This window comes from Singulisphaera chitinilytica, from assembly GCF_049331405.1.
Classification (GTDB): domain Bacteria; phylum Planctomycetota; class Planctomycetia; order Isosphaerales; family Isosphaeraceae; genus PoT.
Genome location: NZ_CP186274.1, coordinates 5157947 through 5181340 on the forward strand (window position 1 = coordinate 5157947; position 23394 = coordinate 5181340).

The following is a 23394-nucleotide window of genomic DNA, read 5'->3' on the forward strand; positions in this document are numbered from 1 at the left end:
TTAGTTTCAACCTAAACATTGCATTTTATGAGATCCCTTTCCAAATGCTTTTTCTAGGCTTCGCGATTAGTAGCTCTGTCAATTCGGAGCGATTCCTCTACGACAATGTCCAGATGGGTAACCAGCCGTCGTAGATGTCGAGAGAAGTAGTAAACCTGACACCTTATCACTTACTTGGGAATGGACCGCATCAGAGGCACTAGGTTAACTGAGCGGAATCAGATTGCCTTCCCTAGAAAACGTTTTGTAAGAACGGGACATCGTGAGGGATTGTGCTCTTTCACGCTGTCAGCAGGCGCGAATTCGTCACTGTCCCTGGTGGAGTTTGTGAATTCGATGGATGCTAATATGCGCACTATAAACCCTATGGCGAGCACCGAGGTGCTCAAAACGTCTTGCGCGGTCTTTGGCTTTCCTGTCCCGATGATCGAACGAAATTTCCGTACGGATTGTGCTCCTCCAAAATTGTCTACCGCTTGCTCACGTCCTCCAGGCCTCGCTGCCATCTCCGACGCATGCTCCCGTCGTCGCAGATGTTCGCGGATGTTAATTCGGTTCGCGGTCGTTGCAACCGCTTCACGCGGCGGCGGTTATTGTCCACCAAAAAGTCCTCCGCCGGCTTGGCCGGCCAGCCCCGACGAAGCTGAGGCTTCGGGTTCGGGGATGCTGGCCCGGAACCCCAACGCGTCGCAGATCTCCGGTGTCGCGGCAGCGCTATAGGCTTGGTCACCTCGTCCTCCGCCTTGTATCCCGGTTGCGCCCGACCGTGCTCCAGCATCGCGATCCGATTCTTGGCTGGGGATAGTTCCATCCATTGCAGTTCGGGAGTCGACGTTCGAACTCGATTGAGGAACGCCCGTCGTCTATCGACTGGAAGAAGAGTTCACGCGGCTGCAAACTGAAATTATGCATCTTTTATTTCTTGCCGCTTGTTCAAATTCCGTCGTACGTAACAAACTAGGCATTTATGCCTTTGAGGGCAACTACTCAAAACATGTAAATCGTGAGTCTACTACTCTTTCGCTCAGTGCAAAGTAGCCCTCGAATACAATCCTTTCCGAGTACGGCCTGCCTTCAATGGATATGGAGAAGCTCATGAAATTTTATTCTAACAAGATCGGGCAATCATTCCTGTTGAGATGTCTTGTTTTTGCCATCGTTCTAGGCGAACTTGCCATCACAGCCGGCAGCTCGATCTCCTGGATTTTGATTCTTTTCCCGAAAGAGTAAACTTGCGCGCCTACCGCAGTTTTCTCTCGGGTTCCTCGCCTTTACATAAAGCGTATTCTCGAGCCATTGATTTTCCCTGGTCTTTTCGTAAGGGCATAATACACCTCATCTCTCCGAGAGGTACGTGTGAAGGTTCGTGGCTTGAGCGGCACAAATCGGACGATCTGTCGCATATGCTCTGGTCATCTGATACGGGTCGTTGGCCTACGTGTTTTGGCCATTTCGACTGATGGTCTTAATTTGGGTGCCCGAGTTGAGCGATCCGTGACCAACGCCTTCCGCCCTAGACGCCTGACAGCCCGTGATCGCGACGAGATCGAATCGTTGATTCTCGCCGATTTGGTCGATAACGGCCCCAGCGTCTTCTCCGCGATCCAATGGCGGCTCCAGCATCATATGGCCGAGCACCTGACGACTGCAGGGCTCAGGACACTGGTAGGCGCCGGACGCGTCACCTTCGAGATGAAGGAATTCTCCCACGTGCGGCTTGTCAACGGTATCGAATGCCAATATCCCTATGTCGCGCGGGAGTACTCCGCAACTAAGCAGGGAGAGTCTTCCAGTTGCCAGATGATCATGCCCCGGTCACGGTCGCCTAAGACACTTGAGGCGACCCTATCTAGGTACGAGGCGCGGCGGGCGCTCGTGCTGGCTGATGTCGTAGCAAATGGCCCGTGTCGTTTTCGCGAGATCGTTGATAGGCTCCGTGGAAAAGTCGAGGAAAATAGCGTCAGACGCGCCCTCCACTCTCTCGTGGAGACTGGCTTTCTACAGGTCGAGGTACAGTGGCTAGAGGAGCCTTTCCCGCATGGCATAGGGCGCCGCTCTTCACGCTTCAGGGCAAATATTTATTCGCTGCCTAATGAAGACAATACCATGAACAGCTTTAAATTGTGAGCGTCTCCTATTTGCTCCTTGTCTCACGAGAAGTCTTAGTTTTTATTCCGAAAGGGAGTTTAATGCGTTTTCGAACGACACTTTACGATGAAATCATAGGTGGATTGCAAATCACTCCAATGAGTGTTTGGAATTCGAATCGATCACTGAATGCTTACCCAAACCAGTTCATCGCTTCATTCTGTAGTCATGCAAAATTTATGTGAATAATAATCAATGGTATGTATGCTGTTAATTAATTACGCGATATGATGTACCCCGATCGTTTGGCCTGCTTTTACCTAGTTCGTCGTGCGGACTACAATTTCTACACACAACGTCCCGTCTGCATCTAGTCCCCGGTGTTCAAGGTCTCGGCGTGGAAATCTGCAACAATCGGAGAGAGCGATGAGTCTCAATTGGATGAAAGCAATCGGTAGATATCTCACTTTTCGATCTGTCGGGATGGTCAAGGATGTGAGCGGAACACTCCGCGTTCCCGGCACCGTTTCGGGGTCTTCTGCTAATCCGGCCAACACTAGCGCAACGGGGCCTCAGGAGTCTCCGGTAAGTGCGGATTCTGGAGATTCCGACGAGCCCGAACAGCATTCGTGGGCTGCATTCTCCCACTGATCTTTTGCAAGTTACTATCGATAGAACTTCTCATTTTGTCGAGAGTGACTCTCAGCCGAGAGACAATCAGGGTCACTCTTGATTGCTCGGCAGATGTGCGGTAAAGTCTCGAAGGAAAGAGTAAAGTTGGTAAAACACCAACATATAAACGTATGAGAAAGCACATTTAGTCGTTTTATCATACCGATCTCGGAATCAACATTATCTTATGGGTACCGACCGCCTTAACGATCAAGGACAAGCCTTCAGAAATTTGTCCGAGGCTCAAGGCACAATCGTATAATCGGAGCATTATGTCGTCGTGTGATCTTAAAAGTAGTGTTTCATAATTGGCGTCACTGCTGCACTTGACTTGTGGACTGGATATGCATGGCGCTCCTTTCAGATCACCGTTTGAATTCGGCGGATGATGATCTCGGCCTCGGACCCGATGAGCTCTTCCTCTACAGCCGCCGCATCATGTGTCTCGCCGACTCGTGCGGTGGGTTGGAGACGAAAGGTGCACGCCCCCCCCCGCCGGGGCGTTTCAGCACAGTAATAACTTCTCCGTCTAACAGCCCGTTGAAATATTAGATTTTGGGCAGAAAGACACTGAGTAACCTGGGGATCTTGCAGATCTCCGTGGGTCAAAGAGATTAATTCATCGGGCTGCGAAGGAGATCGCCTCCAACTTTCCTCCCGAAGAGACGTCGTTATGTACGGAGGACGTGTCCTATGAAGCTTCTACCCTTGATTGCCGTCGACTCCTGGCTAATTCACTCTCGGTGATTTTCGGTCTGCCCATGCAGACTCCAGCGCGAGAGGGGGTCGCAATGCGTCGGGTTCATACATTCGAGATTTTTATGAAGCGCGGGATTGATTTCTTCGCTGCGGGGATCGGACTGTTCGTCATTAGCCCGCTGATGGTGGTCATTGCGGTCATGACCCGGCTGGATTCGAAGGGCCCAACCTTCTCCCGCCAGACCCGTATGGGTCGGGATGGTCTGCCCTTCGAGGTCTGGATGTTCCGTACGTTGGTGCAGGACGGCGACCTCCGGCTCGAAGAGGTTCAGAATTTCGGCGTGCCGACGGCCCCGCGTCGGCCTCGATGGATTGCGACCCCCGCGTCACGCGCTTGGGGCGGGTCCTGCGTCGGACCGGCCTGGACGAGCTGCCGCAGCTCTTCAACGTGCTGCTCGGCCAGATGAGCCTCGTCGGGCCCCGCGCCCTGCCACTCCGCGACTGCTCCATGCTCCGCGAGGTGGACGACCCCGCCCTCGAGCGGCGCCACGAGATGTCCCCCGGCCTCACCGGCCTCTGGCAGGTCGACGGACGCGATGGCGTCGGCAGCCGCCAGATGATCGACATGGACTACCACTACGTCGATAACTGGTCACTCAAGCTCGACCTTAACGTCCTCCTCAAGACGTTCAAGGGCGACATGGCCGGCCGCAATAATGCCTGATCGATGAGAGAAAGAAGGAGTACTCTTTCAGCGGGTCGCATTCGAATGGTATCTAATCTTGCATGTTTTAACCATCCCTGGATATCTCGGATCCTGATCCTCCTCAGGCCTTCTGCGACCGCATCATACTGCCGCCCCATCTTATTGAATTACGAACTGCAAGCCGCAGCACGCTCGCGCCTGCACTTTCTATCGCCGACGCCACCGCCGGATCCAGGCGGGTGGCCGCCATTACCGTCGTCGAATCCACGCACTCTGTGCTCGAGGCCCGGCCTTGGCCGTGCACCATCGCCACCCTCAAGTCCTTACTCGTTCCGCGGGCATACCCCTTTGAGGTGCCGGAGCCCCTCCTAGCCGCCGCGGTCGAATATTGGTGCTATTCCGCCATGTAGTACGTGGCCTATTCGGCCTCACCGCACAGCTCAGCCATTCGTGTGACAGTCGATGTGTTCGACGACTTACCACCGCGAGCTCTCAAAATTGTCGACGGCTGTCAGGATTCGTTGGCGAGATCGCTATACAGGAGTTCCATGGGGCATTTCCTGGAGGTCTATCCGCCAAATCATGCGCGTAACGATTGTTGGCCATTTTTTGCTCACTAAATCGACCTCTTATGCGGGTTGGATGACTTTATCCTACGATCAACATGGGGGGCACAAGCGGACATGCGTCGGTTTTTACGCATTGCGGACGCGATTGTCTTTGGAACGCTCGAAGGCGTGATCGCCAGCGTCACGATCGTGCTAATTCACGCGGAAGCCTCGGGGTGTTATCGCGTTCTGGCGACGAGCATAGAGGGAACAGCCATTCTCTGGATCGCCACTCTGTTCGTCCTGTATGCTGTATTCAGGTGGCCATTCGTCTTCCTCGATGGCCTCGCTGAAGACTACGACTAGATGTAGCAGCACTGTTTGGTTCGAACTCAAGAGGATCTTGAAGAGTTTCAACGCATGGTTTTCACACTTTGTCCTATTGCGGCCGATGTTACTTGCTGGCTTGGCATGATATGCCCATTAACTATGCACCATTCTATATAGTTTGAATAGAGGTTTCTTTAATTTGACAGGTATTAGACAAAACATGTTCATTTGAAATAGGGAGGTGATTTATGCCAAATCCCCCGGCCTGTCCTAATTGCCACGCGAAAGTCCGCCATTTTACAGAGCTTTGCCCCGGCTGTGGGGAGGAGATCAATTCTGGCGTAGGTCGAAGTTTTAAACCAACGCTCATTCTCGCGATATTGCTGTCCCTAGCGTTATGCGCAATCGGCGTGTCGATTATATTTCAAGGAAATTGGCCGAGAGTTCGACCACATTTTGCTGAACACAGAAAGCCACCTCAGTCAATTCCGAGCCCACGATCGCCCAATGTATCTGACGGACGGCCGCCCTCCCCCCTCGCCACGCAGTCGTATACCCGCAAACACGATGCAAGACCCGAACCAGAACCACAGCCCTCGAAACGAGCCAACGTCGAGTCAAGATATTCGAAGATCTCGACCACGAAGGCTGATGTCCGGGCGGCAGCAGATGCGTACCACGCCGCAAAGAATCTCGACGACGAAAAGAAGCTTTTCGAGGCTTCAAATGCATATTTTAAGTTTCTTAAAGACTTTCCTGACAGCCCAGCAAGATTTCTAGTCAGGGAAAGGCTTAAACGCTTGGTAAATATTAAGTAGTTGCCCTTCATCTAATGCTAACGGCCTGCTCTGCATCGACTGATGCCACCTTCGCGGGGCGGCGACGCCGTTAACTTGAAGTGTTTCTGACGCATCTCAAGGCTGCCGACCGAGGACAGGCCCATCATCATTCTACCATCCGAGACCTCCCCCTGCTCGATGTCTTCCATCCGATCTTCGCTGTCACGACCTATCGGCGATCCGTCGTCCTGCACCTGGCCGCGGCCCTTGTCCAGGGCTACCTTATCGTCACCAACGTGCTGCAGATCGTCGGGGTTTCGAACCTTTTTTCATCGCGTCCTCTCGCGGATCCTTTGGTCGGGCCTGATGGACGGCTGCAGCCTCGCTCGCCTGGTTCTCGATCGCCTATGCCCACGCGGCCCCGTCATCATCGCAGGCGACGACACTGTCGATGCCCACGCAGGCCGATGTGTCTACGACAAGGCCTGACTGCGACCCCGCTTTCTCCTCGCACTCCTACATCGCCCGGAGGTTCAGCCACCGCTGGGTTTTCGTGTCGATCCTCGTCCGATCGCCTGGATGAGTCGCGACTGGGCTTTGCCGGTACTTGCGGACCTGTTACGCACCGATAATGACGACCATACCACACTTCGGCCTGGCCCATGCGAGCGTTGACGATGTTGTTCCCTGGCCAACGTTTCGTCTTCGTTGGCTACGGGTTGCATGAGTTCACTCGTTTCGTTCATAGGCAGTTCTGACGGCTATCTCTACGTGAGCCACGATGACGGCCAATTTCAGCGTGGGCGGAATTTCAGTTTTCTATAGACAAAAGCGTTGGAATTAGCCAGGGATAAGGAGAAGATTAATGGTGTGGTAACCATTGTTTAGAAAATTGGACTTATGGAACATATGAAAGTGCTATTGAAGTCGATGCTCTACCAGCTAGAATCCGGTTGATTCGCAGGGAGGCTGAAAGCCCGACAATTCCACGTGCCGAGGCCCTCATGTTCATGCTTTCCCAGGCTCGAACTCTCGATGAGGACTTGCCGACGAGCGCTCCCGCCAAGCCAGGGCCGGCCTCGCTTTTCGTCGTTTCGATGTCTCACGTAACTTACTGGAAGTGGCCGCCTGAAGGCGGGTGATTTTAGATCCCAGGCATGGACATTGAAAAACTTTCGTTGCGAGTCTGATAATGTATATTAGCATCCCCACCAATTCCCTGTTTAATGTCACGCCCTGCCAGGTATCGGTATAGATCTCCATAATGTCTCGGCCCAAGAATGGTCTCAAGTCGCCGAACTTGACGTTTTCTGTTTTTTTGCGATCGACCTCGCGGTTTGCTCATACCTGCTAGCGATCTGAATTCGATTACATCCAATCAATTGCCAGATTTCTTATCGAGCGGTACACAGCACCCTCGGCATCTCCGTTGAAGGAACCTCGACGTGAAAATCACCGTCATCGGTACGGGCTATGTTGGTCTGGTCTCGGGCACGTGTTTCGCCGAAAGCGGCAACGACGTCATCTGCGTGGATAAGGTCGAGGACAAGATCACGAAGCTCGAGCAGGGGATCATCCCGATCTACGAGCCGGGCCTGTCCGAGCTGGTCCACCGCAATTTCCGCGACGGCCGGCTCCGCTTCACCACGGATCTCGCCACGGCCGTGATCGAGTCGGATATCGTCTTCATCGCGGTGGGGACGCCCCAGGGCGACGACGGTGGCGCCGACCTCCGCGGCGTCTGGGCGGTCGGCGAGCGGATCGCCAGGTCCCTCGACGGGCCCAAGATCATCGTCATCAAGAGCACCGTCCCGGTCGGCACCAACGCCGAGCTGGCCCGCCGGATGGCCGCCGTGACCGACATCCCGTTCGACGTCGCCAACAACCCCGAGTTCCTCAAGGAAGGGGCGGCGATCGACGACTTCAACAAGCCGGACCGCGTGGTGGTGGGCGTCCGTCGACCCGAGGTCGGCGAGCGGCTCCGCGAGCTGTACGGGCCCTTCCTCCGCACCGACCGCCCGTTCCTGGTCATGACCCCCGAGAGCGCGGAGATGACCAAGTACGTGGCCAACTGCCTGCTGGCCACGAAGATCAGCTTCATCAACGAGATGGCGAACCTCTGCGAGGCGTTCAACGCCGACATCAACGAGGTGCGTCGCGGCATCGGCCACGACCAGCGGATCGGCTTCAGCTTCCTCTTCCCGGGCGTCGGCTACGGCGGCTCGTGCTTCCCGAAGGACATCCGCGCCGTGATCCACATGGCGCAGTCGCGCGGCCTGCCCGCGCGGATGATGGAGTCGGTCGACGTCGTCAATGAGGCCCAGAAGGATGTACTCGTCCACAAGATCCTCGGGCACTTCGGCGACGAGGCCAAGGGCAAGACGGTCGCGATCTGGGGCCTGGCCTTCAAGCCCAGGACCGACGACATCCGCGAGGCGCCCTCGCTGGTCCTGATCGACGCCCTGCTCAAGGCCGGGGTCTCGATCCGGGTCCATGACCCCGAGGCCATCCCCAACGTCCGCGAGATCTATGGCGACAAGATCATCTACTGCGACCGCCCGTACGGGGCGCTCGAGCAGGCCGACGCCCTGGCGATCGTGACCGAGTGGAACGAGTTCCGGAACCCGGACTTCGACGTCATGATCCGCCTGCTCCGCAGCCCGGTCATCTTCGACGGCCGCAACCTGTACAACCCCACCAAGATGGCCGCGCAAGGGTTCGTCTACCAGGGGATCGGTCGCGCCAGGGTCGACCGAGACGCCATCCTCCAAGCTTTTAGCACGGCCGAAACGGACTGGCAATTCCTTCGCGACTGACGCCGAACTGCCATAGGCGACCCTCGCAAAGGACGCGTTGGTAGTTCGCCCGGCTTCGCGGGAGAGGAGCAGGAAATCGGAACGTCAACAAGCCGGTCTTTTGAATAGCGAGCCAAACGCCTCGGAGAGCGGCAGAGCCTGGGATGGTCGGTCCGTCCTCGCTCACCATTGTTCAGGTGTGTCAGCAACTCCTCAGGTCATCGGCGAGGCGGCCCAGCGGAATCGCCTCAGAGTCTGTCCCATACAGCGGATCACGCTCGGGTGGCACCTAATCCGGCATGCTGGAACCATCCCTGGATATCCCTCGCCCTGATCCGCCTCAGCCCCTCCGCAATCGCATCGTACAGGTGCACCTTCTCCCTCGCCCCGACACGTCGGAGGTACTCCTTGAACTTCGAGAACATCTCCTCGATGTACCGGCCATAATGCCTTCCAAGTGAGCGGTAGGGCGGCCCGGCTCGTGGTGAGCCGGGCCGCCGCTAGTGGGTCAAGCGACTTGCCTGTGGCCATAAGGTGGTTTGTTTTGGGATCGGGAACCTGGAGCATGCCCCAGAGCCGCCCAGTACGTGCCGCCGCTCTCGCTGGCGGCGCCTGCGATCGGCCCGCTTGCCGCCCCACACGAACGGGGTCGGGGCCGCGTCCCGGTGCCGGGCCGCGGCCTCGTACCGGGAGATGATCTGGGCCGTGTCGGTCGGGTACTGGCCGTCCAACGCCCTCCGCTTGAAGATCCGCTGCACGCTCTCGGCCATGTTCAGCCACGACCCGCCCACCGGCGTATATAAGGGCATGATACCGTGATCGAACAGCCATGCGACGAACGAGGGCGTCTTGTGGCCGGCCAGGTTGTCCAGCACCGGGAGCATCCGCGGCGGGGGCGGCTCGTCCGGCAGGGTCGGCCTGATCGAGAGGCCCTCCTGCCAGCGTTCCCAGGCCTGTCGCCCGGCCGAGGTCGACTCGGCCGATGGGGCGGGCATCACGGCCAGGATGCCGGCCAGCTCGCCCTCGAGCCAGGGATGCAGCACGGAGTTGGGGCAGGACGTCACGCCCTTGACCCGGACGTGGCCGTCGGCCGGGCGGAACAGCGTCAGGGCCTTGGCCGTGCCGTCGCGCAGGTACTCGTGCGGCTGCCGGGCCGGGTCGCCCTCGGGCCGCCAGGACGGGCCCGGGTAGGGGATGGTCTGGTAGGGCCCGGCCTGGTCGGTGCACCAGACCGCCAGCCCGGCCGCCTCGCCGGTCCGGTAGGCGTCCTCGATCAGCTTTTTTTCGCATCGGCATCCGGGTCGGTGACGACCGCGGGCCCGGCCTTGCGTCGCCTCAGGGCCTTGCCGGTCGGGCACCAGGTGCGTGTCCGCTGATAGCTGACGCCGGACTCGTGCAGGGCCCGGCGGATGGTATCGGTCGAGACCCCGGGCAGCCCGTCGGGTGCCTTGCGGAGGGCCTCCTGCAAGGTCGAGAGCGACCAGGTCGCGGTGCCGTCGGCCTCGGGGTCCGGCCGGCGTGCGGCCTCGGCGACGATCCTGGCTCGCTGCTCCGGGCCGTAGGTCGCCCGCCGGCCGCCGCCGTGGCGTGGCGCGAGGGCCGCGAGGCCCTCGGCGTTGAAGCGAGCGACGAGGTGGGCGACGGCGTCGCCGGAGCGGCGTCCGACGGACAGGGCCGCCGCCTGGTAGTCGTCGCCCGAGGCGACGGCGAGCAGGAGCCTGGCCCGTGTCACCTCGACGGCGGGGGCCACCTGCGAACGGGCGAGCCGCTCCAATTCCTGCCGCTCCGGTTCGGTCAATTCGCGGAGCGGGTCCTTCTTGCGACGCGACATGGCGGCCTCCGTGGTGCGAGAGGCCGCCTACCGTACCGGGGATCAGGCCATTATGGCTATGGGCAAGTCGCTTGACCCACTAGTTTGTGGTGCGAAATCGTTCACACGATAATCTGATGGGGCGATGACTCAGGTGGGGTTCCAGATCGTCACGAGGATGTCGACCACCTGAAGTTTGCCCCGTCCACCTACCTCATCCGGTTTCCGCGACCTTCGACAGGTTGTGCGCCACGATCCCCCATCCGACCCATCGGCCCATCCCGTCCTCGCCCCGATATCGGCAGCGTCTCAGCCCGAAATCCCGCTTCGGCGCGTGGATCCGCCCCTCGATCCCCGCGCGGAACCGATACCCCCGGGGGAACCAACGCTCCTTCTCGAGCTCCCGGCGACCGGGCGGGGCCTTGCCCGCGTGCGGCAGGGCGACATGCCTCACGCCACGCTCCCGTGCCAGGCGTTGATTCCCCGCCGAGGACATCCCGCGGTCGGCCGCGAGCAGGTCGGGAGCCCGGGCGAACATGCGTCGATGCTGATCGAGGGCGTCGGCCAGATACGGCTGGTCCTGGCCTCCGCCCCGGTCGAGGATCGCGTAGCCGCTGACGATCCCGCCCTCGACCTCGTCGAGCCGGATCTTGCGGCCGAACTCCACCGACTTGCCCGCCTTGTGCCGCGGGATCACCTGGCTGTGCGGCTCGAAGATCGAGACCATCTTCTCGGCGGAGGGGACCGACTCTCCCCGGAGCACGCGCCGCACCGCCTGGTCGATGCAGCGCGTCAGGCGCGGCATGAGCTCGCCGAGTCGCGCGCGAATGCGACCGGCCTTGGCCTCGGTGTGATCCTCCAGGATTTCCCCCACCCTCGCCGCCTGGGACGCGGTCTCGCGGGCGGTGGCCACAAGCTTCTCGTATCCGGCCCTCATCGCCGACCGGGCCTCCTCGCCCTCGCGACGCGCGATCCGGTGCAGCTCCCGGGAGATCCTCCGCACGGTGCGGACCCGGCCCCGGAAGGCGTTGCCGAGCCCCTCGGCGGCCTCCCCCAGCACCGCCTTCGTCCTGCGGAAGGGCCGCGAGGCGACGCGGACGCCGTCGCCGATCAGGCCGCCGTCGGTGGGGAAGTGGATGTCGGCCTCGACCGCCGTGGTGTCGACGCGGAGCTTGCGGCCGCGGGCGATCTTCTTCCGCCGGGCCAGCTCGACGACCCGGTCGTTGAGCTTCCGGATCGCCTCGGGCCCGAGCGTATTGGCCCATCGGATCAGGGTGGTGTCGTCGGGGACGCGCTCGAGATAGACGCGGCAGAACTGGCGGAGGACGAGGCTGTCCTTGACGAGGTACTCCGCCTGTTCATAGCTCCATCCGTAGATCCGCATGACGACGAGAATTCGGAGCAGGACCTCGACCGGCGTCGAGGGTCGTCCGTGCGAGGCGGTGAGCCTGTACCTCCGCACGAAGTCGGCCCGGACGGCGGCGATGACCCGGTCGTCGTCGAGGAGCCGATCGAGCGCGGCGAGTCAGGTCTCCATGGCCAGCCCGAGCTGGGGGATCAGCCGGAACAGGTCGACGGGCTCATATCGGTCGCGGAGCATCGCCGGGCCCTCCGGGTGAGGGGTCGAGGCATGGAGATTCGGCCGAAAGCCAGCATAATCCAGCCCATTTCGCACCGCAAACTAGTACTAGTTTGCGGTGCGAAATGGCTTTGGTGGCCAGTCCATGTTGCTGATTGGATCCACCAAACCCTTGAAAACAAGGGGTTTGCACGCATCTTGAAGCCCTAACAGAATTGGCCACAGGGCATGCCATGTGCAGACATTAAGGCCATCACCTTTGATGGAGACATCGCCATGGCCAAGCCCATCGTGCCCGACGAATTGTGGTGCCGGATCGAGCCCCTGCTGCCGCCCCGCAAGAAGCCCAAGCGGGCCGACAGGCCCGGCCGGCCCCCGGTCGAGGATCGCAAGGCCTTGACCGGCATCATCTTCGTCCTCAAATCCGGCATCGACTGGGAGGACCTCCCTCGGGAGATGGGCTGCGGCTGCGGCATGACCTGCTGGCGGAGGCTCCGCGACTGGGGCGAGGCCGGCGTCTGGGACCGGCTCCACGCGCTGCTCCTGGCCGAGCTGCGCGACGCCGATCGGATCGGCTGGCGGCGGGCCGCGGTCGACGGCTCGCACGCCCGGGCCCGGGGCGGCGGCGAGGAGACGGGCCCGAGCCCGGTTGATCGCCGCAAGGCGGGGAGCAAGCACCACATCGTGACCGATGCCGGCGGTGTGCCGCTGGCGGCGACCCTGACGGCGGGCAATAAGAACGACGTCACCGAGCTGGAGGGGGTCGTGGATGCGATCCCGCCGGTCGCCGGCGGGCCGGGACGCCCGCGGCAAAGGCCGGACGAGTTGTATGCCGACCGGGCGTATGACTCGAAGCCTCATCGGGAGCGATTGCGACGGCGGGGCATCCGCCCCAGGATCGCGCGGCGGAACGAGGCCCACGGCAGCGGGCTGGGGGTGCACCGCTGGCCGGTGGAGCGGACCTTATCGTGGCTGCACAACTTGGGCAGGCTCCGTGTGAGGAAGGACCGCACGGCCTCGATCCATCGGGCATTCCTCAAGCTGGGTTGCTCGCTGATCTGCTTCAGCCAACTACAGCTCTACCATTTTTGTTAGGACCTCTAAGGGCGTCTCGTGTAGCCCCAATTAAGGCTGCCGAATTCGACTCGTAGACGAATTTAGACTTACTTAAAGAAAGGATCCTGTGATGAGTGCCTTGTCCTCCCGGGCTCGTGCTCGATTATCGGGCTTCACGCTAATCGAGCTGTTGGTCGTGATCGCGATCATCGCCGTCCTGATCGCCCTGCTGTTACCCGCGGTGCAGGCGGCCCGCGAGGCCGCACGCCGTGCCCAGTGCACCAATAACCTCAAGCAGATAGGCCTTGGGCTCCACAACTACGAGAGCACCAGCGGCTCGTTCCCGCCCGGCGGAGAATCGACGAACTACAGCTTCCCTGCGGGCCCGGGCACCCAATTCGTCGACGGCAGCTGGAGCTCGCTGGCCCGCCTCCTCCCCTACATGGAGGGGAACGCCTCCTTCAACGCCCTCAACTTCGTGGCGGCCTACAACGAGGCGACCGGGATGAACTACACGGGCGCATCGACGGTCATCCGCGTTTTCATCTGCCCCTCGTCGACCCGGATCGGCACCGATCGCGATGGCGCCGACCCGAATGATCCCATCACCACGACCTTCGGCCGCGGCTATGGCTACGGCGACTACGGCCCGACCGTCTACACCGACATCTCGCCGATCCTCTCGATCGCCGGAAGCGGAGCCACCGCCGCCACCCCTTATCGCGACAAGACGACCCGGCAGGACGGCCTGCTGAAGCAGGGCCAGACTCGCATCGGCGAGATCACCGACGGGACCAGCAACACGGTCGCCTTCGGCGAGGACGCCGGACGCGACGAGACCTATCTCAGCCCCTATACCGAGCTCCAGCTCTCGCCCGGCGGATCGCAGGGGGATCCTCGCGGCCAGGGGCCCGCCGGCGGGACCGTCGCGGCGCGGCGATACTGGAGGTGGGCGGAGCCCGATGCGGGCTTCGGCGTCTCGGGCGCGCCGAACAACAAGTACCGCCCGTCCCACGAGCAGACGGCCTGGCAGGCCTCGGCGGGCCCCGGCTCGGGCGCCATGGCGACGGCCGGCAACAACGCCGGAGCCAACGACGAGCTCTTCTCGTTCCACCCCGGGGGAGTGAATGTCCTCATGGGCGACGGCAGCGTCCGCTTCCTCAAGGACAGCATCAGCCTCGTCACGCTGCGTGGGCTCATCACACTGCGCGGAGGCGAGGTCATCTCCGCCGACCAGTTCTGATCGGCCGCTCGAGCCCCATCCGCATTCATCGCATCGCACGTGCCCGGGATCGAAAGGATCCCGGGCTTTATCTTGCGCCCGGCAAGCCGTTATCCCCCTACCGGACTGACGCGACCAAATCTCCGCCGGCGGCGATCGACCGCATGCCGGGCGTGCCCCCAAAGGTCGTCTCGATCTGGTTTTCGGCGGCGTAAATCGCACCTCGGATTGAGAACTGTCTCGAAATGACGCGCCCGTACCTCGAATCTCTCGGCCAGTCCAGCCCCCATGCGGGCCGGGAGCCGCGACAATTTTGGACCAGGTGTCATAACCTAAGTAGCATAGAGCAAACTGCTTATTGATCACGGCTCTTTCATAACTTGCCGATCGATTCATTCACGGCTCCCGACAACTCTCGCATAGTTCCCGTTCGGCATCTCCTTAGCAGATGGAATGATTCAACGACTCGCAACGAGGCGAGGCGCTGCCGGAGGGGCTAGCGGGCGACGACGATGAATGTCGCCGTCACGACGGATCCTCGAGGCGCGAGTCGGCGGACGATGCGCGGTCCGTCGGCGATCGTTCAGTTCGAGCGCGGCGAGAGGGTCCGAAGACCCCCGGCGCCGGCCTCTTTCCACCTTTCCTCGGGCCGGTGCAGAGTCGCATCGCGTCTCGAACGCCGACGTAGGCGAACCACGATGCCGTGGGCATGCGAAATCGCGATGCGGACGACCGGATGATCGTCGGCCGACTCCGCTCCCCATCCGCCATGCGGACCTGCGAAGGAACCGCCCTTGCGATCGCCGAGGATCTACGCGGCCGACGGCGAGACGGTCGTCGAAGAGGTACGCCACCCGGGCACCGACGTCGTCTTGATTGACGTGTCGATGCCCGGGATTGGGGGAATCGAGGCGACGCGGCAAATCCCTCAGTCGCATCCGCGAATTCTCGTGGTCGCGTTGAGCGCCCGCGAAGAACCCGGCTATCGGAAAGCCATGCTCGAAGCCGGGGCATCCGATCATGTTGATAAACGCATGGTCGCCGGCTATCTGGTCGCCGCGACGCGCGACTTTGCTGGTAGATGATCGGCGTCCCGATCCCGGTGGCGCAGGGCAGCTCCACCTGGCAGTCGCCTCGGGGCCCGAGGAAATGCCGCGGCATCTCCCGGGGGCGTCGACCTCGCCCGGGCGTGGCGCCCGGCCTCGTGGGCCTCGATGGCATCCACCATGCGGGGCGGGATCCGACGGTCGCCCGCCGGCGGTGCGGTAGGACCTCTTCCCGTGCGGCATCAACGCATTTAGAATCGGCCGCAGCCCCCCCAATCCGGATTCACCGAACTGGGATATCAGGCATGCCCGAGACCCTCATCACTCGCTTCGACCCCGACCCCGCCCTGCTCGAGCCCCTCCTGGAGGCCGCCAGCTATCAGCCGTGGGACGCCGAGAAGACCTGGAGCCAGGACTGGCCGGGGAACGTCCTCTCGAAGCGGATCGTCATCTACGGGGACGGCACCATCGCCCGCCGCGGCGAGGCCGTGCGATTCGCCGTCGATCCCGGCGAGCTGGCCTTATGCCGGCGGATGGCCGCCGAGGCGGAGGCGGTCGTCCATGGCCTGATGATCGCGGGCGGGTCGGGCGGCAACGAGTTCCGCCCATTCTACAACACGGCGAGCCAGGGCGTAACCGCCCCCGCACGGATCGACGGCGACCTGATCCGCGGCCGGTTCGCGGGGACGATCTTCCCGCAGGCCGAGGTGGCCGTCGAGCCGATGGCCGAGGCCGGCGAATGGTGGGCCGTGGTCGAGGAGGTCTTCAAGGACGATCCCGACTTGGGCCGATGGAAGGAGGCGGTCCGCTGGTTCCGGTCCCGGCCGGAATTCATCGACGCCGCTTATATTCGAATAGGCGATAATCTGGAAAACGCCTCCGGCATGCCGGAGGATCCCGAGGCGGAAGCGTTCGGGGTGGTGATGCCACGCCTGGCCGTCGGCCTGACGCACAAGGGGAGCCTGGCCGGCCTGGCCGGGTGCGTCATCCTGGCCTAGGCCGCCGGGGGACATGCGCCGCCGACCGGCTCGAGGAACTTCGCCGCATCCTCGGCGCCGTACCGCCTCAGCTCGAGCGCGGCGTTGATAGCCGGGAGCGGCCGAACGTCCGGCATCTCGATGTCGATGCCAGGTGTCCCCGCGCCTAAGCTACGATGACCGACGAACCGAAGCAGGCTCAAGGCGCAATTCAGCACGGCGGGATCCCGATATCTCGCCGAACCGACCCGGCGCTCACCGTATCTTGCGGAAATTATCCAATCGTAAAATTTCCACCCGGCCCAGTCTTGCAACACCGGTGCGGACAGGTTGAAATAAGCATGGAAGCAACTGAATCCCGTCGGGCGAACTTTCACCCTGCGTTTTAAGCGGTCCCAGAATCGGACTCGCTGGCCCGTTGCGCCAAATATCCGAAGCAGAGGCGTGCGGGCTCGGTACGCGGCAAGTTCACCCCCGGCTCATGAGTCGACGATTGATGGTCCATCCCGGGCGGGGGAGAGTTCCGCCCGCGGCCATTCCACGCAATCCTCGGTGACGCCTCGCTTAAATTCCAACGCCTGACGTTCTACGTAAGGCCGATCGTCCCCGGTGCGGACGTCCGGCGAGATGGGGGTCCGCGCGCCAGCCCTCGCATGGACCGGACACCTTGGCGAAGACACCCGGAGGCGCAATGTATCGCTCGGCCAGGCAGGTGCCCCGTAACGGCGGCTCAGCGTTTCGGAAGCTCGTGCGGAGGCCATACATCCCGCTCTCGCCGGAGCCACTGGAGGTGCGGATCACGCCGGCCGTCGGCTACACCAACATCGCCCAGCAGCTCACAATTCTGGGGGATATCCAGCCGGGCGGCACGTCCACCACGGTCAGCTCCGACGACGGCCCGATCGAGATCGGCCTCTATACGGCCACGCCCGAACAAAACTTCGTGCCCATGCTCGTGATGCAGGACGGCGAGCTCACCTTCGGCACCGAGGACAATCCCACGGGGGACTTCGACGTCACCGGGTCGCTCCGGGCCTACGACTCAAGCGACCCCACGCAGGGGCCGATCCTGGCCTCCGGCACGGATCTCCCCCTGAATGCCACGAACATCGTCAACGGCGGCGGGTCGATCTCCAACCCGTATACATATGACGCGGGGAGATTCCACGTCGAGATCGACTCGCTCGGATTCGCGCTCGATCCGCACGACGGCGACACCCTGCAGCTCGCGATCCGGGGCGAGGTCGACATCCCCCTGCCCGGCAAGGGTCCCGATGGGACGTCGGGCAACAAGATCTCCGTCGCCATCCAGGGATCCGACGTCCTCTATTACAACATCGGGCACAACAGCTTCGAGTTCGGCGGCCTCTCGGTCGCCATCACCGGCGCGTTCGCCGTCAACGGCCTGACATTCAAGGCGGACGGGCTCACCCTCGACTTCGCCGACCAACTCGGCACCTTTAGCATCTATGGCAAGGGATCCGTCACCACGACGCCGCCGAAGTCCTCCGCCTCGTCCCCCTCGGCGAACGACAGTGTGTTCGCCCTGGACGTCGCGGTGGACCTCGGAGTGACCACCGACCCGGGCCTCGCGTTCGACCAATGGGATCTCCAGAACCTCAACGTGGACGTCACGGGGGGATTCCAGCTCGGCGGATTGCAGGTCCACGCGGAGGACCTGACGATCATCTACCGGGGTCCCGACCAGGAGATCGCCATCGGGGGCGGCATCAGCCTGACGCTCGACAAGATCAAGTTCACGGCCAGCCTGGAGAAGTCCGACGGCACGCCGGGGCTCTTCATCGACCCCGAGACGGGGGCGGTCGAGTTCGAGGAGCTCGAGCTGAAGATGTCCGACCTCAAGCTCGGGGCGTTCTCGATCAAGGACTTCGACCTCTTCTTCGAGAACGAGACGAACGACCAGGGCCTGGACTTCATCCTCGGCGGCAGGGGGACCATCACCCTGCCGGGGGACTGGTCCGTCTTCGGCGACTTCACGTTCGAGTTCCACGACGGCTTCGAGCTGAAGGATATCGGGCTGTCGATCCAGGGACCGGGCATCCCCATCGGCGACACGGACATCTTCGTCACGGAGATCTCGGGGCAGCTCGACGGCTTCGGCACCTCCGACTGGTCCCTCTCCGGCTCGATCGGGCTGGCCTTCGGCAATGCCCTCAATATCAACGGCCAGGACGTGCGGATCATCCAGGCCTACGGTGCGTTCACCGTCGACGATGACGAGCTCGACCTCCAGGGCGACATCGGCGTGGCCGCGTCGATCGACCTGAGCACCCACAAGCTGTCGTCGATCATCGGGACCTCCATCGACGGCAACGTCAAGCTCGACTGGTCCCAGGACATCTACTCCGTCCAGCTGAGCGCGTCGTTCCTGGACGGTCTGTTCACGGCCAGCGGCAGCTTCCTGTGGGACAACGGCTCATTCGTGATCTCGGCAATGGCGGCGATCAACGTGCCCACGTTCATCCCCATCATCGGCGGCAAGCAGATCGCCTCGGCCGACTTCCTCTTCAAGTACGACGCGGCGGCCGGCAGCGACCCGTCGGGCTTCCTGGCCGCGTGGATCCACCTGCCGATCATCGGCGACCTCGGCTTCAAGTACGACGTGATCTCCGGCGCCACCTCGTTCCTGGGCAACAGCGGCGTCGCCGGCCTCCAGGCGGACGCCAGCCAACAGCCGCAGTACAACGCCTATGCCCATCAATTCTCCATGCCCGATGGCTCCGTCCCGGGACAGCCGGCCGGGAACACCGGCTTCAACTTCGTCGCCCAGTGGCCCGACGCCGGGGGCGGCGACTACTACGTCACCCTGACGAACTCGGCCGGGCAGGTGGTGGCCGACCATCACGGGTCGGTGTCCGGCGACTTCCCGCGGGCGAACGTCGCCGACATCTCGGGGCTGGTCGCTCCCGCGGGCCAGCACATCGAGGGGATGAACCTCTATTACTTCGGCAACCCGCTCCCGCCCGACACGTATGTCATCACCGTCTACAGCCAGGACCAGCTCGACCCCGCCTCGATCGCCTGGACGGGGATGCCCGCCTACACGCCCCTGGGGCTCGGCGAGGCGTTCCCCACCGTCCAGGGGTCGACGCTGTCGGTCCTCAACTACACGGAACTCGACCCGGCCGCCATGGACAGGACCAAGGCCACGCTCTACCTCACCACGGATCCGGGCGCCAAGATCAACGTCCTGGCCCCGCAGGGCATCTACGTCGGGCCGGGCGTGCTGTCGAGCGATTCCCAAGGCGACAACATCGTCACCGCCACCGCCGACCTTTCGAAGCTCCATCTGCCCCCGGGCACCTATTATCCCTACTTCCTGCTCACGGACGATTTCGACACGCCCGTCGTCAGCCAGGTCAACCAGTCCACCCCGAGCTTCGCCGTCGCGGCGGCCCTGGGCGGCACGCTCACCGAGACCGGCGACGGCCGCAATCGGCCGCTCTCCGGCTTCACCGTGTACATCGACGCGGACGGGTCGGGCGACTACACCGAAGGCGACCCGCTCGACATCACCGACGCCGACGGCAATTACGCCTTCGGCCAATATGATGTGGATTTCCAGGCAGGCCAGGCCTACACGGTCGGCGTGGTCCTGCCCCAGGGCGGCATCATCCCCGCCGACGGCGGTTCGGCCGAGCGGACATTCACCTACAACGGCACGTCGGCCACCGTCGACTTCCAGGCCTGGCAGGAGACTACCATCGCCGGCACGGTGACGGACGCCGGCGGAGGCGTGGGCGGGGTCATCGTCTATCTCGACCTCAACGACAACGGCCAGTACGACGTGACCGAGCCCAGGACCGGCACGCTCGTCGACGGCACGTACCAGTTCGTCGGCCTCGCCCCCAGCCCGACGCCCTACGTGGTCCGCTACATCCTCCCGCAGGGGGCCACCTACGGCTACGGCTTCGACCACGCCGCGGTCGTGGTCACGTCGGATCCCTACGCCCGCTACGATGGCAACGACTTCGTGATCCAGAGGCTCCCCGTGATCCAGGGCTCGATCACCGGCAGCGAGACCGACGGCTCGGGGAAGTCCAAGCCGCGATCGGGATGGACGGTCCAGCTCCTGGATTCCTCGGGCGCGGTCGTGGCGACGACGGTCAGCGACAACAACGGGGACTATGCGTTCCCGCCCCAGTCGCCCGGTACCTACAACGTGCGGGAGGTGCCGCCCCAGGGCTGGCAGCAGATCGCCCCCTACACCACGGACCCCGGCTTCGCCGTCGCGGCCGACCCGTTCGACGGGCCGGTCTCGGCCGTCGTCATCGCCGACTTCAACAACGACGGCAAGCTCGACTACACCGCATTCATCCAGAATGACTCCCAGATCGACTACTTCTACGGCAATGGCGACGGCACGTTCGGCGGCACCCACTTCTACGAGACCTCGCTGCCGGGCAACTCCCGGGACATGCAGGCGGGCGACTTCAACGGCGACGGATACGCCGACCTCGCCGTGCTGGGCACCGACGGCACCGTCACCGTCGTCTGGGGCAGCCAGGGGGGCTTCTCGGGCTCTACCGTGGCCTACAACACTCAAAACGAGGAACTCGACACCGTCTACGGCATGGCCGTGGGCGGGGATTTCAACACCGGCGGCAACGAATCGAGCCTCGTCGTCTACGGGCTCATCTCCGGATTCGGCGACCTGGCTTATCACGCGACCGTCGTGCAGTATTCGGCCTCGGCCGGCTTCCAGGCGACGGCCGAACTCGACATCCCGACGGGAGGGACGTTCTCGCCCTTCAGCGTCGCAGCGCTCTCGGATCACGCGATGGCGATCGGCGACCTGAATAATGACGGCGACCTCGACCTGTTCATGAACTTCGGCTTCATCATCGAGCCCGGCACCCTCGACTATCAGTTCGAGTCCTCGATCTTCTACGGCCACGGCGACGGCACCTTCGGCGTCACATCGAGTGACGGTGACTACAGCCCCGACCTCGAGGTCCCCTCGCCGGCCAACGGCGGCCCGATGGCCCTGGGCGACCTGAACAACGACGGCATCCTCGACGCCGTCACATCAGACTACTCCTTCTTCAACAACGATCCTACCCACCCGATCACCCAGAACCTCTACGTGCTCCAGCAGACCGCCGTGGGCTCCTGGGTCGGGCTCGACGGCAACTTCGCCTCGGCCTACACCCCCGGGCTCTCCACCAACGGCCCCTTCGGCAGGGCCGGCGGGCTCCGGGTCCCGCAGCTCGCCATCGCCAACATCGCCGGCGGCAACTACCCCGACATCGTCATGGTGGAGTCGCCCTACGACGGCGGATATGGCCAGGCCCTCACCTACATCAACCAGGGGGTCGGCGGCCGCGGCCTGGCCGGGTTCGACACCGGCGACGGGCACTTCTTCTTCACCCTCACCGCCCAGGGCTCGCTGCCGAACGACATGGCCATCGGCGACCTCAATGGCAACGGGCAGCTCGACCTCATCCTCGGCGAGGCCACCTACGGCGGCGGCGGCAGCTGGTATCTGATCAACACATCTCACTCCGTCGTCGCCGCCCCCACGGTCGTCGCCGCGTACGACAATACGTACACGATCGACTTCGACAACCTGAAGGAGACCCAACTCTACGGACGCGTCTACAGCGACACCAACAACGACGACCTGCTGAACGCCCAGGAGGAGGGCCTCGCCGGCGTCATCGTCTACGCCGACCTCAACAACAATGGGTCCCTCGACCCTTACGAGCCGTATACGACCACCAACGCCGAGGGCTACTACTCGTTCAGGGGGCTGCTCCCCGGAACGACGGGCCACCTCCGGGCCCTGATCCCCTCGCCCGAATCGCTCGTCCGGCCGGAGGGGGGCGTCGCCTTCACCATCGGCTCGGTCGACAGCACCACGATGGGCGAGGTGGACATCGCCGTCACGCCGCGGCTCATTCTGCCGGTCGCCGACGCCGCGGTCGTCCCCGGCCAGACGCTCGAGATCGGGCTGGGGCTGGCGTCGCGCGCCTTGAGGCTGCAGCCGAGCAGCGGCGGCTTCCTGGTCTTCACCGTCGACCCGGGCGCCCCGGCGGGACTGGCGGTCGACCCGGGCTCGGGCCGCCTCACCTGGACGCCGGGACCGGGCGTGGCGCCTGGGGTCTACACCGTCACCGTCCGCGTCCGAGATACCAAGAACCCCCTCAACACCGACACCAGCACGTTCACCATCGCCGTACTGTCGAACTCCCCGCCGACCCCTCCTCCCCCGCCGCCGCCCATCGATACCACGCCGCCGCAGGTGGTGAGCCTCGCGCGCTCCGGCTTCGGCTACGCACCGACCTTCCTCGTGCTGACCTTCAACGAGGCCCTGGATCCGGCCCGAGCCAGGGACGTCGGCAATTACGTGCTGACGACCTTCGCGGGCCGCCGGATCCCGATCGCCCTCGCCTTCTACGACGCGGGCTCGACCACCGTCACGCTCGTTCCGGCGCGCCGCCTGCCCCTGGCCCTGCGCTACGTCCTGAAGGTCGACGGCTCGTCGGGCGGCCTGACGAGCCGGTCGGGCATCCCGCTCGACGGCCAGGCCGACGGGCGCGCGGGGGGGGACTATGCGGCCTCGATCGTCAGGTTCCGGGTCGCGCCCATCTCGACGCGATCCCCCGCGACGGGCACCGGCGGCCAGTCCCGCCCCGCCTGGTGGCTCGCGGTGCTCTCCCCCGCCGACGGCCTCCAGAACCGGCTCGCCCTCGCCGCACGGGGAGACCGGGCTGCCGCGGCGATCGCCCCCCAACTCCAGGCCTCGAGCCCCTCGGCCCGGGCCGTCCCAGCGGCCCAGGTCCACGCGGCCTCGTCGGGGCCGGCGGAGGCCGCCGAGGCCTTCTATCGCGACGAGGCGCTGGCACGGGCTTATCGCACCGCGGCCAGGCGCCCATGGCTCTCATTCGAGGCCGACGGCCTCTTCCCCATCGAGTGAGCTCAGGACGCGATCTCTCACGTTCGACTTGTGGTTTCGGACAGGGTCTGGGGAGGACAGGAGGCGGAGGTGGCTTAAGCTCACGATGTCAAAGCAAGACCACCCGCTGCCGTGCAGAACCCGCAGGGAACGCAGGGCAGCCGACGA

General features: G+C 63.0%; 12 protein-coding genes and 1 pseudogene. 10 read left to right on the forward strand and 3 right to left on the reverse strand.

Annotated features, from left to right (window positions below):
- Positions 1-1494: 1494 nt before the first annotated feature.
- The 5 genes from ACOYYX_RS20550 (at position 1495) to ACOYYX_RS20570 (ending at position 8638) form a co-directional block, all read left to right on the forward strand.
- Positions 1495-2127 (forward strand): hypothetical protein, encoded by a 633-nt coding sequence (locus tag ACOYYX_RS20550; protein WP_422923234.1) that lies wholly within the window; start codon positions 1495-1497, stop codon positions 2125-2127.
- 1514 nt (positions 2128-3641) lie between these two features.
- Entirely contained in the window at positions 3642-3926 is a 285-nt protein-coding gene (locus ACOYYX_RS20555; protein WP_422931646.1) for a sugar transferase, read from the forward strand.
- On the forward strand, positions 3827-4183 hold the full coding sequence (locus tag ACOYYX_RS20560) for a sugar transferase (protein WP_422923236.1): 357 nt from the start codon (positions 3827-3829) through the stop codon (positions 4181-4183). Before ACOYYX_RS20555 ends, ACOYYX_RS20560 begins: the two co-directional genes overlap by 100 nt.
- A 665-nt stretch (positions 4184-4848) precedes the next feature.
- Complete coding sequence (locus tag ACOYYX_RS20565) at positions 4849-5079, forward strand: hypothetical protein (RefSeq protein ID WP_422923238.1); 231 nt, start codon at positions 4849-4851, stop codon at positions 5077-5079.
- A 2188-nt stretch (positions 5080-7267) separates the two neighbouring features.
- Positions 7268-8638, forward strand: coding sequence for a UDP-glucose dehydrogenase family protein (locus tag ACOYYX_RS20570; RefSeq protein WP_422923240.1), 1371 nt, complete (start codon positions 7268-7270; stop codon positions 8636-8638).
- Positions 8639-9117: 479 nt separating this feature from the next.
- Here the strand turns inward: ACOYYX_RS20570 and ACOYYX_RS20575 are convergent, their stop codons facing one another.
- From ACOYYX_RS20575 to ACOYYX_RS20585, 3 genes and pseudogenes are all read right to left on the reverse strand, one after another.
- Positions 9118-9975: a transposase gene (locus ACOYYX_RS20575; RefSeq protein WP_422923241.1), complete on the reverse strand. Its 858-nt coding sequence runs from the start codon at positions 9973-9975 to the stop codon at positions 9118-9120.
- On the reverse strand, positions 9891-10448 hold the full coding sequence (locus ACOYYX_RS20580) for a helix-turn-helix domain-containing protein (RefSeq protein ID WP_422923243.1): 558 nt from the start codon (positions 10446-10448) through the stop codon (positions 9891-9893). The genes ACOYYX_RS20575 and ACOYYX_RS20580 overlap by 85 nt, the downstream gene beginning before the upstream one ends.
- A gap of 193 nt (positions 10449-10641) precedes the next feature.
- Positions 10642-12027 (reverse strand): annotated as a pseudogene (locus tag ACOYYX_RS20585) (ISNCY family transposase).
- A 255-nt stretch (positions 12028-12282) separates the two neighbouring features.
- Here ACOYYX_RS20585 and ACOYYX_RS20590 point away from each other — a divergent pair.
- The 5 genes from ACOYYX_RS20590 (at position 12283) to ACOYYX_RS20610 (ending at position 23247) form a co-directional block, all read left to right on the forward strand.
- Positions 12283-13101 carry an IS5 family transposase gene (locus ACOYYX_RS20590; protein ID WP_422923154.1) on the forward strand — a complete coding sequence of 273 codons (819 nt, stop codon included), beginning with the start codon at positions 12283-12285 and terminating at the stop codon, positions 13099-13101.
- A gap of 91 nt (positions 13102-13192) precedes the next feature.
- On the forward strand, positions 13193-14305 hold the full coding sequence (locus ACOYYX_RS20595; RefSeq protein WP_422923245.1) for a DUF1559 domain-containing protein: 1113 nt from the start codon (positions 13193-13195) through the stop codon (positions 14303-14305).
- A 773-nt stretch (positions 14306-15078) separates the two neighbouring features.
- Positions 15079-15369: a response regulator gene (locus ACOYYX_RS20600; protein WP_422923247.1), complete on the forward strand. Its 291-nt coding sequence runs from the start codon at positions 15079-15081 to the stop codon at positions 15367-15369.
- Positions 15370-15635: 266 nt separating this feature from the next.
- Positions 15636-16328, forward strand: a complete 693-nt coding sequence (locus tag ACOYYX_RS20605) for a hypothetical protein (RefSeq protein ID WP_422923249.1) — start codon at positions 15636-15638, stop codon at positions 16326-16328.
- A gap of 646 nt (positions 16329-16974) precedes the next feature.
- On the forward strand, positions 16975-23247 hold the full coding sequence (locus tag ACOYYX_RS20610) for an SdrD B-like domain-containing protein (protein WP_422923251.1): 6273 nt from the start codon (positions 16975-16977) through the stop codon (positions 23245-23247).
- The last annotated feature ends 147 nt before the right edge of the window (positions 23248-23394 follow it).